The following is a 14608-nucleotide window of genomic DNA, read 5'->3' as shown; positions in this document are numbered from 1 at the left end:
GACCGCCCCGCCGCCGTAGCCCAAGCGCGTCAGGGCAGCCGGGCGCTCCACACCCGGCCCTGGGCGATCGGCCGGAAACCGATGACAGCCGCGTCGTCGCGGCGCTCCGCGGCGGCCGCCAGCAGCCTCTCGCACAGCGCGGCCAGCGGCAGCCCGCGGACGCGGGCCTGCTCGGCGTGCGCGGCCAGCGCCGACATGCCCTCGGTCAGGTCGGTGCCCGGCACCTCGATCAGGCCGTCGGTGTAGAGCAGCAGCGTGTCGCCGGGGCGCAGCTCGTGGTGCCAGGTGGTGCGGGGCATCCAGGGGGCCACGCACAGCGGCAGGTCGGGGCCGTCACCCTCCAGGAAGCGCGGCGTCCCCGACGCCGGGAGCAGCAGCGGCGGCGGGTGGCCCGCGTTGGACCAGGCCGCGTGCCAGTCGCCGTCCGGGCGCCGCTCCAACCGGACGTGCACGGCGGTGACCAGCGGCGCGATGGCGAGTCCTTCGGCCACCGTGTCCAGCCGGGCCAGGCTCTCGGCCGGGGTGTTCCCGTGCGACCGGTCGTAGGCGATGACCCGCAGCATGCTGCGCAGCTGGCTCATCGAGGTGGCCGCCTCCAGGTCGTGGCCGGCGATGTCGCCGATGGTGAGGGTGACCGAGCCGTCGGGCAGCAGCAGCGAGTCGTACCAGTCGCCGCCGACCTCCGCGGTCCTGCTGGCCGGCTGGTAGTTCGCCGCCAGCTCGGCGCCCGGCACGTCGGGGGTGGGGGTGAGCAGGGCGCGTTGCAGGGTCAGCGCGGTGTGCCGGGTGCGCTGCAACTCCATCGCCTGCCGCAGCGGGTCGCGCACCTCGTGCAGCACCTCGCCGAGCATCTGCAGGTCGGCGGGGCCGGGCGGCGGGCTGTCCGCGCAGCCGGCGGCCACCGCGAAGGCGAGGACCGCCGAGTCGATCACGATCGGCACCATGGTGATGCTGGTGGCGCGGGCGTCGCGGAGCCAGCCCATGGACAGCTCGGGCACGATTCCGTCGGGCGCCTCGCCCGGCGGGAAGGTGAACAGCCGCGGCCGACGGCTGTCGACGACCTCCCGGACGATCGGGCCGAACTGCCGCGGCTGGTTGCTCAGCGGCGGCAGCGCGGGCAGTCCCTCACGGGCGGTGGAGGCGATGCGGACGGCGGTCAGGGTGCCGTCGGAGCCGGACAGGGCGGCCGGGGGGAGCAGGAAGACCGCGCACGCGTCGGTCAGGTCGGGCACCACCGCCTCCGTCACGGCGGCGAAGGCCTGCGGTACGTCGTTCGCCGAGATCACGGTGGCGACCTTGGCCATCAGCCGCTCGCGCAGCCGGTTGCGCCACTGGTCCTCGACGTCGGCGGTGGTGCCGATCCACTCGACGGCGGCGCCGCCGCGCACGATGGGCACCGCGCGGGACTGCACGCGGCGGTAGACGCCGGACGCGGTCCGCATCCGGAAGGTGCACACGAACATCGACGGGCTGCCCTCGGCCGCCTCCCGCCAGGACCTCACCAGCGGGCCGCGGTCGTGCGGGTGGACCGCGGCCAGCCAGTCCTGGTCGATCATCGGACGCCAGGGGATGCCGGTGAACTTCTCGAAGCCGCCGACCAGTTCCTCGATCTCGCCGCTGGGCTGCATCAGCCAGACGATCTGGTTCACCGCGGACATCAGCGCCTCGTAGCGCTGGAGCGCCTGGTGCCGCTCCTCGGACAGCTGCCCGGCGTGCTCGGCCGCCTCCACCTGGGCGGTGGTGTCGATGGCCACCGTGAGGACACCGGCGCCGTACCGGGAGACCACCGGCGAGCAGCTGTAGACGAAGTGCCGGACGCCGGAGACGCCGGGGGTGCTGCCGTCGGTGCTGCGCGGGGAGGTGACCTGGCGGGCGGTGCGGTCGCCGTAGACCTCGTCGAGCATGCTGACGAAGGGGGCGGCCAGGGGCTCACCGAAGGCCGCGCGCGCCGGGACGCCGAGCGGGCGGGGGCCGAACAGGGCGCGGAAGGCTTCGTTGTAGTAGACCAGCACATGGTCGCCGCCCGCGGTGATCACGATCGGCACGATGGCGCTGTCGAACACTTCGGGTTCGAGCTCGGGCGCACCCGTCTCGTGGCCGCTACGCCTCATCCTCCGATCATCGCGCGCGGCGGGGCGCGGGGCACGGCGAACCGGCACCGGAGCGGGACCTACCGACGACCCGCGGGGCACGGGCGGCGCTCCGGAAGCACCGGGAGAGCCCTCTCCAGCAGGCCTGGACCGGGTCGCGCCCGCCGCGAGGCGGGTCTTACGCGGAAGCGCGGACGACCAGCCGGGTGGGGGTGATGATCGAGGACACGGCGGGCACCCCGTCCGGGTCGGACGCCGGCTCCAAGGCGTGCAGCAGCAGCTGGGCCATCAGCCGGCCCATCTCCTCGATGTCCTGCCTGATGGTGGTCAGCGGCGGATCGGTCCACTCCGCGACCGACACCATGTCGTCGAAGCCGACCACGGCCACGTCGTCGGGCACCCGCCGGCCGCGGGCCCGCAGCACCCGCAGCGCCCCCGAGGCCATCACGTCGGAGGCGGCGAAGACCCCGTCGAGGTCAGGAGAGCGCTCCAGCAGCCTCTCCATCGCCCGCGCTCCGCCCTCGGGGGTGAAGTCGCCCTCGGCGATCAGCCCCGGGGCGATGTCGGGCAGCACGTCGCGGAAGCCGTCGAGCCGGTCGATCGAGGCGGGCTGGTCCAGCGGCCCCGCGATGTGCGCGATCCGCCGGCGGCCGAGCGCCAGCAGCCGGCGTACGGCGTCGCGCGCGCCGCCGCGGTTGTCGCAGTCGACGTAGAGGGTGCGGCGGCGGGTGTCGGGGTCCGGCCAGGTGGGGCGGCCGCCGATGACGGTGGGCACGCCCGCGTTGCGGGCGATCACCGGCAGCGAGTCGTCGGCGTGCAGCGAGAAGATCAGCGCGCCGTCCACGTGCCCGCCGGTCAGGTAGCGGCCGACCCGCTCGTGGTCGGCGGCGCCCCCGGTGAGCAGCAGCACCAGCTGGTTGTCGTGCGCGGCGAGCTCCCGGCTGATGCCGCGCACCTGCTGCGCGAAGAAGGGGTCGGTGAAGAACCGGGACTCGGGTTCCGCGACGACCACGGCGATGGCGCCGTTGCGCCGGGTGACCAGGGTGCGGGCGGCCTGGTTGGGGATGTAGCCCAGCTCGTCGACGGCCGCGCGCACCCGCTCGGCGAGCGGGCCGCGCACCCCCGCTCCGCCGTTGACCACCCGCGACACGGTGGCTCGCGACACCCCGGCCCTGGCTGCGACGGCTTCGAGAGTGGGTCGGTGGGCGGCGGGCCGTGCGGGCAACGGGATGTCTCCTTCGCGCGGCGGACGCGGGACGTTGACGCGGGACAGGACGTGACGCGGGACGTGACGCGGGACGGGCACGGGCACATACGGAGGCGCGGACCGGCGCGGACGGTGGGCCGACGGCCGGGCAGGGCCACAGCGTATCGGGTCGGCGCCGAGCATGAGAGCGCTCTCTGAAAGGATCCGGCAGGACTGCCGCGCATGCCGCCGCTACCGTGGGTGAGGGGAAGAGCAGCAGGGACAGCAGCCAAGGAGAGCAAGGGAAGACATCCATGACCCACATCCCCAGTCTCACGCTCAACAACGGCACCTCGATCCCGCAACTGGGCTTCGGGGTGTACCAGATCGAGCCGCAGGACACCCGGGAGGCGGTGCGCACCGCACTGGAGACCGGATACCGCCATATCGACACCGCGGAGATGTACGGCAACGAGAAGGAGGTCGGCCAGGCCGTCAGGGACTCGGGGCTGCCGCGCGGCGAGGTCTTCGTCACCAGCAAGCTCAACAACGGCCACCACGCCTACGGTGACGCGCTCGCCGCGTTCGACCGCAGCATGGAGGACCTGGACCTGGAGTATCTGGACCTCTTCCTGATCCACTGGCCGCTGCCCGCGGTCGGGGACTACGTCGAGACCTGGCAGGCGCTGGAGGAGATCTACCGCTCGGGCCGGGCCAAGGCGATCGGGGTGTCCAACTTCCAGCCGTCGCATCTGGAGCGGCTGCTGCGGGAGACCGGCACGGTCCCGGCGGTCAACCAGATCGAGATCCACCCGTACCTGACGCAGGACGACGTCCGCGCGTTCGGCACCGACCACGGCATCGCGACCGAGGCGTGGTCGCCCATCGCGCAGGGCAAGGTGCTCGACGACCCGGTGATCACGGAGATCGCCGGGCGGCTGGAGCGCACGCCCGCCCAGGTCACGCTGCGCTGGCATATCCAGCGCGGGGACATCGTCTTCCCCAAGTCGGTGACGCCGGCCCGGGTCGAGGAGAATTTCCGGCTCTTCGACTTCGAGCTGACCCCGGCCGACATGGCGGCGATCACCGCACTGGACCGCGGCGAGCGCCTCGGCCCCGACCCGGACACCTTCAACTGGATTCCCAGCTGAGCCGGCCGGCCGTCCGCGCGCCCGTGCGCCGGTGCGTGCGCCTCGCGCACGCCGGCGCGCAGTGCGCCCCCTGATGCGCCCCCGCGTCCCGGTGCGGTGCCGCACCGGGACCCCGGCCTCAGCCGCCCGCGGTGCGCATCGCACCCGAGCCGCGGACCACGAAGCGGGTGAGCAGCACCACCGACCGGGGCGCCGAGCGGTCGCCGGCGATCCGGGAGAAGAGCAGGTTGGCCGCGGTGCCGCCGAGCGCGACCGGGTCCTGGCTGACCACGGTCAGCGGCGGGGTCAGCCGCTCGCCGAGCGGCAGGTCGTCGAAGCCGACCAGGGCGAGCGGCGCCGGGTGGTCGAGGCCGTCGAGCACACCCAGGGTGATCAGGTCGTTGCTGGTGAACAGCGCGGTCGGCGGGTCGGGCAGCGTACGCAGCACGGCCAGCGCGTCGCGGGCCTGCGGGTGGGAGCGCAACTCGTGCCGTACGAGCGCGGGGTCCTCGGGGATGCCGTGGGCGGCGAGCGCGTCGAGGTAGCCGGCGTAGCGCTCGGCCTGGGTCCAGATGTCGAAGCGGTCGCCGAGGTAGGCGATGCGGGTGTGGCCGTGGCCGAGCAGGTGGGTGACGGCCCGTCCGGCGGCGGCCCGGTTGTCGACGGTGACGGTGTCGACGGCCAGGCCCCTGGCCGGACGGTCGACGCAGACCACCTGGGTGCCGCCGGCCATGGGGCGTTTGAGGAAGCCGTGGCCGCCGATGGTGGGGACGATGATCAGGCCGTCCACCTGGCGGGCGGTGAAGGCGGCGATGACCTCGCGTTCGCGCTGCGGTTCGTCGTTGGTGCTGCCGACCAGCACCACATGGCCGCGGCGGTGGGCCTCGTCCTCCACCGAACGGGCCATCAGGGCGTAGAAGGGGTTGGCCAGGTCGTCGACGACCAGGCCGATGGTGGAGGTGCCGAGGTTCTTCTGGCGCAGGCTGCGGGCGTTGTCGTTGCGCTGGTAGCCGAGTTTGCGCACCGCCTGGCCGACCCGGGCGGCGGTCTCGGGGGCGACGCCCGCTTCGCCCGACACGACCCGGGAGACCGTCATCGGACTGACCCCGGCTGCGCGGGCCACGTCCTTCATCGTCGGGCGTTTCACGAGCCTCCTCGTCGCTGTGCCGGCCGGCCGGGCCGGTGACCGGCGGACCACCGGTCACCGGCGGCCGGCCGGCTCGTGCGTCGATGATGGCAGGCGGGCCCCTGGCAGGTGAATTCCGGGCTCCCCCTGATCAGCAGGCGGCTTGGTAGAAGAACTTCTTGACCTCGGGCCGGTCCATGTTGGCCTTGGTGATGGCCACCATGTCGGTGCCGATGTGCGCGGTGACCTTCTTCTTGTCGATCGCGGCGAGCGCCTGGTCGACACCCTGCCGGCCGATGGCGCCGGGGTCCTGGGCGACCAGGACGTCGAGGGTGCCGTTGGTGAGCGCGGTGATCTCGTCGGGTTCGGCGTCGAAGGCGGCGACCTTGACCTTGCCCTGCTTGCCCGCGGCCTGCAGCCCGGTGGAGATGCCCTGCGCGGTGTTGGTGTTGCCGGCGAAGACCCCGCCGAGGTCGGGGTGTGCGGCCAGGGTGGACTGGATCTGCGAGGCGGCGGTGGCGGGCAGGTCGTTGTCGTAGAGCACCGGGAGCAGGGTGATGCCCGGGTGGTTGTCCCGCATCTCCTCGGTGAAGCCCTTGATACGGGCGTCGGTGGTGGACACGCCCGGCTTGACGCTGATGACGATCGCCGATCCCTTGTCGCCCATCAGCTGCGCGAGGGACTTCGCGGCGGTCCTGCCGCCGGCCTCGTTGTCCGACGATATCCGGGACACGCCGATGGAGGTGTCGGTGACCTCGGTGTCGACCAGTACGACCTTGGTGCCGGCGCTTTGGATCTGCTGGAGCGAGGGGGTCAGGGCCGCGGTGTCGACCGGGGAGATCAGCAGCCCGCCGGGGTGGGTGGCGGCGACCGAGTCGATGATCGGGCGCTGCACGGCGACGTCCCACTGGGCGGAGCCGTTGACGGTCAGGTGGACGCCGCGCTTCTTGGCCTCCTGCTGGGCCGCGCAGGTCATGGTGATGTAGAAGGGGTCGCTCTTGACGCCGGTGATCAGGTCGAGGGACGTCGATCCCGAGCCGCCGGAGCCGCCGCCGCAGCCGGCGGTGGTCGCGGCGGTCAGGGCGAGGACGGCGCAGAGTCCGGCGAAGGCCATCGGTCTGCGGGTGGTACGCGTGCTGGTCGGGCGCATGGCGGAGCCTTTCCGTGGAGGGCGTGGTGCGGGCGCGGGCGACGGGCCGGCGGGTCAGCCGTGGTCCCTGCCGCGCCTGCGGAGCTGGTCGAGGTAGACGGCGGCGACCAGGACGACGCCGATGGCGACGTCCTGCCAGTACTGCTGGACGCCCATGATGATCAGGCCGGTGCTCAGCACGGCGGGGATGAAGACGCCGATGACCGTGCCGAGTACGGATCCGCGGCCGCCGAAGAGGCTGGCGCCGCCCAGCACGACGGCGGTGATGACCTTGAGGTTGTCGGTGGAGTGGCCGGCGATGGAGGTGGTGCCGAAGTAGGCCAGCCACATGACGCTGCCCAGTCCGGACAGCAGGCCCACCAGGGCGTAGACCTTGATCAGGTGGGCGTCGACGTCGACGCCGACCCGGCGGGCGGCCTCGGGGTTGGAGCCGATGGCGTAGGTGTGGCGGCCGAAGCGGGTGAAGGCCAAAATCAGGCCGAAGACGAGGGTGGCGCCGAAGGCGATGACGACCAGCCAGGGGATCTGGCCGAAGAGCTTGCCGAAGCCGATGGTGCGCTGGAGCCTGCCGGACACGGCGCCGGCCGGGTCCTGGCCGCCGGTGATGATCTGGGCGGCGCCGAGTGCGGCGCCGAAGCCGCCGAGGGTGACGATCAGCGGGGGGACCTTGGCCTTGGCGACCAGCCAGCCCTGGAGGGCGCCCCACACCAGGCCGGTGGCCAGGGCGATGAGGGTGCTGACCGCGATGGTGCCCCAGCCGGACTTCGCTCCGCCGTGGTGGATGGTGTACTCGGCGGACAGGACGGCGGACAGCACCAGTACGGAGCCGACGGACAGGTCGATGCCGGCGACGATGATCACGTAGGTCATGCCGACGCCGAGCACCAGGTAGATGGCCGCGTTGGTGGCGATCTGCGTGATGTCGTAGCGGGTCAGGAAGGTGCTGGGCCGGGCGGCGGTGAAGAAGGCGACGAGCAGGGCCAGGACGCCGAAGGTCCAGGCCTCGTTGGCCGCGGCCAGCCGCCGCAGCCAGGACGGTACGGGGGGCCGGCGGGCGGGCTGCCGCCGTTCCTCGACGGGGGCGGGGGCCTGGGCGGTCATGCGGCGCCGTCCTTTCGTGGGGCGTCGGCGTCCGGTGCTCCTGCGGTCCCGTCGCCCTCGATCGCGCCGCCGGCCTCCTCGGCGTCCAGGGCGCCGGTCATCGCGCCGACCAGTTCCTCGACGGTGGTGTCCGCGGCGGTGAAGCGGGCCACCCGGCGGCCGAGCCGCAGCACCTCCACCCGGTCGGCGACGGACAGCACTTCCGGCATGTTGTGGCTGATCAGGACGACGCAGATGCCGCGGTCCCGTACGCGTCTGACGGTGTCGAGCACCCGGCCGCGCTGGAGCACCCCGAGGGCGGCGGTGGGCTCGTCCATGAAGATGATCCGGTTGGCGAAGGCCACCGCCCGGGCCACCGCGACGGACTGGCGCTGACCGCCGGACAGGGTGGCGACGGGGGCGCCGACGTCCTGGAGGTCGACGCCCAGTTCGGCGAAGGCGGTGACGGCGGAGCGGCGCATGGCGGCGTGGTCCAGGACGCCGAGGCGGCCGAGCAGGCCGCCGCGGTAGAGCTCGCGGCCCAGGTGCAGGTTGGCGGCGGCGTCGAGGTCGGGGGCCAGCGCGAGGTCCTGGTAGACGGTCTCGATGCCGTGGCGCCTGGCGTCGAGCGGTCCTGACAGCTCGACCGGGCTGCCGTCGACGAGGATCTGGCCGGCGTCGGGCCGGATGGTGCCTGAGAGGGTTTTGACGAGACTGCTCTTGCCGGCGCCGTTGTCGCCGATCAGGGCGACGACCTCGCCCGGGTAGGCGGTGAAGTCGGCGTCCTGGAGCGCCCTGACGTGACCGAACCGCTTGGTCAGGCGTCGGGCTTCCAGGAGTGGTTGTGCCATCGGCTGTCTCCCAGCGTCGTGGTAACGCGGTTCCTTGGTAACGTTCGCAAGCGTTCCGGGATTGTGCTGGGCTCCTGACGGCATGTCAATACGCCGCGTGGCGGGTCACCGCATCCACCACGGGACACCGCACGGATGGGAAACCTGACTGCCGCACGCACCCTTGACATCAGATCAGGTACACATCAAGATGCTGATTTGCTTGGTAACGTTCACATCCGTACGAGCATCCCCCCCGTGCCCCGAGGCCGCTCGCCGTGCGTCATCCCACGGCCTGCCGCCTCCGCGAGAAGGTGGTCCTCCGTGCTCCCTCCCGTGCTCCGCAGCAGAACCGCGGGCGCCGTCAGCGCCCTCTTACTGGCCGCCCTCGGCATCGGCGGCCTCACCTCGGCCCCCGCCCACGCCGCCAACGCCAACCTCACGCAGTACGTCGACACCTTCGTCGGGTCCGACGACAGCAACGCCCCCAACCCGGTCGGCGGCGGCGCCGGCGGCAGCACCTACCCGGGGGCCGTGGCGCCCTTCGGCGGCGTGCAGTTCAGCCCCGACACGCCGACCGCCTCGCCGTCCGGCTACCGCTACTCCGACACCTCGATCGAGGACTTCAGCCTCACCCACTTCGACGGTGCCGGCTGCCCCAACAACGAGGACCTGCCGCTGATGCCGATCACCGGCGCGGTCGGCACCTCCCCCGGCAGCAACTGGACCGGCTACGCGTCGGGCTACACCAAGTCCAACGAGTCGGCCGCGCCCGGCTACTACAAGAACCGCCTGGACAAGTACGGCACCGGCGTGGAGCTGACGGCCACCACCCGCACCGGCATGGCCCGGCTGACCTACCCCTCGACCACCAGCGCCGGCCTGCTGATCAACACCGGCCGCAGCGCGACCGGCAACCGCAGCGGGTCGGTGAAGGTCAGCGGGTCCGAGGTGACCGGCAGCGTCACCGCCGGCGGCTTCTGCGGCTCGTCGAAGACCTACCAGATCTACTTCGACATCCGCTTCGACCGCGCCCCGTCCGGCTTCGGCACCTGGAACGGCGGTACGGTCTCGGCCGGCTCCAGCAGCACCTCGGGCACCAACACCGGTGCCTACGTCACCTTCGACACCACCGGCAACCAGACCGTGCAGACCAAGGTCGGCCTGAGCTACGTCAGCGTGGCGGGCGCGCAGGCCAACCTGACCGCGGAGAACAACGGCTGGGACTTCAGCGCGACCCGCACCGCGGCCGACACGTCGTGGAACGCGATGCTGAACCGCGCCCAGGTCACCGGAGGTGCCACGGCGGACCTGAAGAAGTTCTACACGGCGCTCTACCACGTCTTCCAGAGCCCCAACATCTCCAGCGACGTCAACGGCGACTACCGCGGCTTCGACGGAGCGGTGCACAACTCGGCCCGGCCGGTCTACCAGAACTACTCGGGCTGGGACATCTACCGCTCGTGGGCGGCGCTGGTCGCGCTCATCGCGCCGACCGAGGCCGCCGACATCGCCAAGTCCATGGTCCTCGACGGCCAGCAGGGCGGCCTGCTGCCCAAGTGGTCGCAGCAGACCAACGAGGACTTCGTGATGACCGGCGACCCGGGACCGATCATCGTCAGCAGCATGTACGCCTTCGGGGTGCGGGACTTCGACACCGCCGCGGCGCTGTCGCTGATGGAGAAGGCCTCCAACGGCGGCACGGCGCAGGGCTCGCCGATCCGCGGCAACCAGAGCACATACACCAGCCAGCACTACCTGTCCGCGCCCTCGGACTCACTCGAATACAGCGCGTCGGACTTCGCGGTGGCGCAGTTCGCCAAGGCGCTCGGCAACACCGCGAGCTACTCCACGCACATGACGCGCGCCCAGTGGTGGCGCAACACCTTCAGCACCGAGTCCGGCTACGTGCAGCCGCGCAACTCCGACGGCAGCTGGTCGTGGCCGCTGGACCCGGCGAGCCCGAGCAACTTCACCGAGGGCAACGCGGCGCAGTACACCTGGATGGTGCCCTACGACTTCGCCGACCTGATCAACGACATGGGCGGCCCCGCGACCGCGGCCCAGCGGCTCGACCACCACTTCACGCAGGTCAACGCCGGGCAGAGCCTGCCCTATTACTACATCGGCAACGAACCGGAGCACGGCGTGCCGTGGGCGTACAACTTCGCCCGCGACCCCGCGGGCACGGCGGACGCGGTGCGCAAGGTGATGACCGAGTCGTTCACCACCGGCGCGGGCGGCCTGCCCGGCAACGACGACCTCGGGGCGACCTCGGCGTGGTATGTGTGGGCGGCGCTGGGGATGTACCCGGCGACCCCCGGCGCGGACACGCTGGCCGTCAACGGCCCGCAGTTCCCCTCGGTGCTGCTGCAGCGCCCCGGCGGCAACATCACCGTCAACTCCTCCGGCAGCGGCGGCTACGTCCAGGGCCTGAAGGTCGACGGCACCGCCACCAGCCACAACTACCTGCGCTACCCGGACATCGCCGGCGGCGGCACGCTCGACTACACCATGGGCGGCACCCCCAGCAGCAGCTGGGGCACCGGCGCCGGGGACGTACCGCCGTCCTTCCAGGACGGGGCCACCCCGGTGCCGACCGCGCCGAGCCTGGGCACCAACCTGGCCCGGGGCAAGGCGGTCACCACCTCCACGCCGTGCGCGGCGGCGGAGTCCGGGGACAAGGCGGTCGACAACTCGCTGCAGAACAACAGCAAGTGGTGCTCGAAGGCGGCAAGTCCGACGCTGACGGTCGACCTCGGCTCGACGCAGACCGTGGGGTCCTTCGTGGTCAAGCACGCGGGCCTCGGCGGCGAGAACACCAGCTGGAACACCTCGGCCTTCCAGATCCTGACCAGCACCGACAACAGCACCTGGTCACTGGCGGCCAACGTCACCGGCTCGCGCTCCAGCCGCACCTACCACTCCATCGCGACACGGCAGGCGCGCTACGTCCGGCTGGCGATCTCGGCGCCCAGCAACACCGGCGGCGACACCGCGGCCCGCATCTACGAACTGGAGGTCTACGGGCAGTCGGGCGGCGCGGCCCCGCACGCCATCACCGGTCTGGCCGGCAAGTGCGTGGACATCGCCAACTCCGGCACCGCCAACGGCACCCACGTGCAGCTCTACGACTGCAACGGCAGCGACGCGCAGTCCTGGACCGTGGGAGCCGACGGCACCGTGCAGGCACTCGGCAAGTGCCTGGACGACGCCGGCTCCGGCACCGCCGACGGGACGCTGGTGCAGCTGTGGGACTGCAACAGCAGCAGCGCCCAGAAGTGGACCGTCAGCGGCAAGCAGCTGATCAACGCCGCGGCGAACAAATGCCTCGACGTGCCGGGGTCGAACACCGCCAACGGCACCCAGCTGGACGTGTGGACCTGCAGCGGCGGCACCAACCAGCAGTGGTCGGTGAGCTGACGGCCCGAGCCGTCACCCCACCAACTGGGCCTTGCCCAGGGCGATGACCCCGGCCGCGGACACCGTGTACAGCTCGCGGTCGCGGTCGGGGTTCACGCCTATGGTGGCGCCCGGCGGCACATCCACGTTCTTGTCCAGCACCGCGCCGCGGACGATCGCGCCGCGCCCGACCCGTACGTTGTCGTGCAGCACCGAGCCCTGGACGACCGCGCCCGCGTCGATCACCACGCCGGGCGACAGCACCGAGCGGGTGACCTGGCCGCGGATCACGCAGCCGGGGCTGACCACCGACTCCCCCACGATGCCGCCCGCCGCGATCTTGGCGGGCGGCAGCTGGCCGGGGTGGGTGTAGATCGGCCAGCGCCTGTTGTAGAGGCTGAAGGCGGGCTGGTCGGAGATCAGGTCCATGTGCGCGTCGTAGTAGGCGTCCAGGGTGCCCACGTCCCGCCAGTAGCCGTGGTCGCGGGCCGTCTCGCCCGGCACGTGGTTGGTGTCGAAGTCGTAGACCTGCGCGACGCCGGCGGCGGTGAGCCGGGGCAGGATGCTGCCGCCCATGTCGTGCACGGACTGCTGGTCCTCGGCGTCCTCGTGCAGGGCGTCGATCAGCGTCTTGGTGGTGAACAGGTAGTTCCCCATCGAGGCGAAGACGTGCCCGGGGTCGCCGGGCAGCGCGGGCGGGTCCGCGGGCTTCTCCAGGAAGCGCTCCACCGAGATGCCGTCGGCGGCCGGCGAGATCACCCCGAAGCCCGAGGCGTCGGCCCGCGGCACCTTGATGCCCGCGACGGTCACCCCGGCACCGTGCTCGACGTGCTGGGCGAGCATCTGGCGCGGGTCCATCCGGTAGACGTGGTCGGCGCCGAAGACCGCGACGTAGTCGGGCTGCTCGTCGTGCACCAGGTTCAGCGACTGGAGGATCGCGTCGGCGCTGCCCAGATACCAGCGCGGGCCGAGCCGCTGCTGCGCCGGGACCGGCGTGACGTAGTTGCCCAGCAGGCTGGACATCCGCCAGGTGGTGGTCACATGGCGGTCGAGTGAGTGCGATTTGTACTGCGTGAGCACGCAGATCCGCATCATGCCGCCGTTGACCAGGTTGGACAGCACGAAGTCCACCAGGCGGTACGTGCCGCCGAAGGTCACCGCCGGTTTCGCCCGGTCGGCGGTCAGCGGCATCAGCCGCTTTCCCGCGCCGCCGGCCAGCACTATGCCTAGCACCGAAGGTGCACCGCGCATCGACGTCCCCCTTGGGTTCGTGTACCGCCCTGCCGTCTGCCGCCCTGCTGTGCCGCACCGCGCCGGGCTGTGCCGTGCGGTGCTTGCCACCGGTTCCGCGATGTGCCGCGAACCGGTCTGTGTGTGTCGGTCCTGCGTGTCGGTCGTGCGAGTCGGTCTCCTCCACCGGTACTCCTACCCGGCGGCGAGCACCTTCTCGTAAAGGGCGACCGTACGGCGGGCGACGGTGTCCCAGCCGAATTCCCTCTCCGCGCGCTCCCGGCCCGCGGCGCCGAGGGCGGCGGCCTGGTCGGGGTCGCGGACGAGCCGGTTGAGCGCGGCGGCCAGTCCCGCCTCGAAGTCCGCGGGGCGCTGCTCGTCGTAGGGCACCAGCAGTCCGGTGGTGCCGTCGTCGACGACCTCGGGGATGCCGCCGACCGCGGAGGCGACCACGGCGGTGCCGCAGGCCATCGCCTCCAGGTTGACGATGCCCAGCGGCTCGTAGACCGAGGGGCAGGCGAAGGCGGTGGCGTGGGTGAGGAGTTGGACGACCGCGGGGCGCGGCAGCATCGCGGGGATCCAGTGGACGCCGTCGCGCACCGCGTTCAGCTCGTCGAACAGCGCGCGGAACTCCCGGTCCAGCGCGGGGGTGTCGGGCGCGCCCGCGCACAGCACCAGCTGCGCGGCGGGGTCGAGGTCCCTGGCCGCCCGCAGCAGGTGCGGTACGCCCTTCTGCCGGGTGATACGGCCGACGAAGACCACATAGGGGCGGTCAGGGTCGACGCCTATCCTGCGCAGCACGTCGGTGCGCTCGTCGGGGCGGTAGGTGGCGGTGTCGATGCCGTTGCGGATGACGTGGACACGCTCGGGAGTGAGCTCCGGGTAGCAGGACAGGATGTCGCGGCGCATCCCGTCGGAGACCGCGACGACCGCGTCCGCCGACTCCATCGCGGTCCGCTCGGCCCAGCTGGACAGCGCGTAGCCGCCGCCGAGCTGCTCGGCCTTCCAGGGCCGCAGCGGTTCGAGGGAGTGCGCGGTCAGCACGTGCGGGACGCCGTGCAGCAGCTTGCCGATGTGCCCGGCCAGGTTGGCGTACCAGGTGTGGGAGTGCACCAGGTCGCGGCCCTGGACGGCGGCGGCCATGGCCAGGTCGACGGAGAAGGTGCGCAGCGCGTCGTTGGCGCCGTCGAGCGAGGCCGGCGCCCGGTGCCTGACGACGCCGCCCTCCGCGGCGGCGTCACCCCAGCAGTGCACCTCCACGTCGACCAGCGCGCGCAATTCCCGCGCCAGGAACTCCACATGGACCCCGGCTCCGCCGTAGACATCCGGCGGATACTCCCGGGTCAGCAGCCCGACCTTCACCAGCACCCTCTCCCGCCCTCGA

The 14608-nt window shown here is 72.1% G+C and carries 10 protein-coding genes; 2 read left to right on the top strand and 8 right to left on the bottom strand.

The genetic code is table 11. The features are described 5' to 3' along the window. Positions 1 to 29: 29 nt before the first annotated feature. Together BUE44_RS08540 and BUE44_RS08535 are read right to left on the bottom strand one after the other, a co-directional pair. Entirely contained in the window at positions 30 to 2111 is a 2082-nt protein-coding gene (locus BUE44_RS08540; RefSeq protein WP_079189590.1) for a SpoIIE family protein phosphatase, read from the bottom strand. 157 nt (positions 2112 to 2268) lie between these two features. Then, complete coding sequence (locus BUE44_RS08535; RefSeq protein ID WP_073495711.1) at positions 2269 to 3315, bottom strand: LacI family DNA-binding transcriptional regulator; 1047 nt, start codon at positions 3313 to 3315, stop codon at positions 2269 to 2271. A 275-nt stretch (positions 3316 to 3590) separates the two neighbouring features. On the opposite strand from BUE44_RS08535, the gene BUE44_RS08530 reads away from it, so the two are divergent. Further along, positions 3591 to 4427: an aldo/keto reductase gene (locus BUE44_RS08530; protein ID WP_073495708.1), complete on the top strand. Its 837-nt coding sequence runs from the start codon at positions 3591 to 3593 to the stop codon at positions 4425 to 4427. 118 nt (positions 4428 to 4545) lie between these two features. Here BUE44_RS08530 and BUE44_RS08525 read toward each other — a convergent pair whose 3' ends face one another. The 4 genes from BUE44_RS08525 to BUE44_RS08510 all read right to left on the bottom strand — a co-directional run bounded on the left by BUE44_RS08525 (position 4546) and on the right by BUE44_RS08510 (position 8613). After that, entirely contained in the window at positions 4546 to 5553 is a 1008-nt protein-coding gene (locus BUE44_RS08525) for a LacI family DNA-binding transcriptional regulator (protein WP_235001977.1), read from the bottom strand. A 130-nt stretch (positions 5554 to 5683) separates the two neighbouring features. After that, positions 5684 to 6682 (bottom strand): ABC transporter substrate-binding protein, encoded by a 999-nt coding sequence (locus BUE44_RS08520; RefSeq protein WP_073495702.1) that lies wholly within the window; start codon positions 6680 to 6682, stop codon positions 5684 to 5686. A gap of 54 nt (positions 6683 to 6736) precedes the next feature. Next, positions 6737 to 7783 carry an ABC transporter permease gene (locus BUE44_RS08515; RefSeq protein WP_073495699.1) on the bottom strand — a complete coding sequence of 349 codons (1047 nt, stop codon included), beginning with the start codon at positions 7781 to 7783 and terminating at the stop codon, positions 6737 to 6739. Continuing rightward, positions 7780 to 8613, bottom strand: a complete 834-nt coding sequence (locus BUE44_RS08510) for an ATP-binding cassette domain-containing protein (protein ID WP_079189588.1) — start codon at positions 8611 to 8613, stop codon at positions 7780 to 7782. The genes BUE44_RS08515 and BUE44_RS08510 overlap by 4 nt, the downstream gene beginning before the upstream one ends. A 303-nt stretch (positions 8614 to 8916) precedes the next feature. Here BUE44_RS08510 and BUE44_RS08505 point away from each other — a divergent pair, with 303 nt between their 5' ends. Next, positions 8917 to 12015 carry a GH92 family glycosyl hydrolase gene (locus tag BUE44_RS08505; RefSeq protein WP_200804372.1) on the top strand — a complete coding sequence of 1033 codons (3099 nt, stop codon included), beginning with the start codon at positions 8917 to 8919 and terminating at the stop codon, positions 12013 to 12015. Between the two features lie 12 nt (positions 12016 to 12027). Here the strand turns inward: BUE44_RS08505 and glgC are convergent, their stop codons facing one another. Both glgC and glgA read right to left on the bottom strand, forming a co-directional pair. Beyond that, complete coding sequence (gene glgC, locus BUE44_RS08495; protein WP_073495696.1) at positions 12028 to 13245, bottom strand: glucose-1-phosphate adenylyltransferase; 1218 nt, start codon at positions 13243 to 13245, stop codon at positions 12028 to 12030. Positions 13246 to 13419: 174 nt separating this feature from the next. Next, entirely contained in the window at positions 13420 to 14586 is a 1167-nt protein-coding gene (gene glgA / locus BUE44_RS08490) for a glycogen synthase (protein WP_073496175.1), read from the bottom strand. Positions 14587 to 14608 lie beyond the last annotated feature (22 nt).

This window comes from Actinacidiphila paucisporea (genome assembly GCF_900142575.1).
GTDB classification, from domain to species: Bacteria; Actinomycetota; Actinomycetes; order Streptomycetales; family Streptomycetaceae; genus Actinacidiphila; species Actinacidiphila paucisporea.
This window is presented reverse-complemented; position numbering and strand designations above follow the sequence as displayed.

Coding starts and splice junctions, on each gene's coding strand:
- BUE44_RS08540 (WP_079189590.1), bottom strand. CDS start 2,111: ATGAGGCGTAGCGGCCACGAGACGGGTGCGCCCGAGCTCGAACCCGAA.
- BUE44_RS08530 (WP_073495708.1), top strand. CDS start 3,591: ATGACCCACATCCCCAGTCTCACGCTCAACAACGGCACCTCGATCCCG.
- BUE44_RS08520 (WP_073495702.1), bottom strand. CDS start 6,682: ATGCGCCCGACCAGCACGCGTACCACCCGCAGACCGATGGCCTTCGCC.
- BUE44_RS08515 (WP_073495699.1), bottom strand. CDS start 7,783: ATGACCGCCCAGGCCCCCGCCCCCGTCGAGGAACGGCGGCAGCCCGCC.
- BUE44_RS08510 (WP_079189588.1), bottom strand. CDS start 8,613: ATGGCACAACCACTCCTGGAAGCCCGACGCCTGACCAAGCGGTTCGGT.
- glgC (WP_073495696.1), bottom strand. CDS start 13,245: ATGCGCGGTGCACCTTCGGTGCTAGGCATAGTGCTGGCCGGCGGCGCG.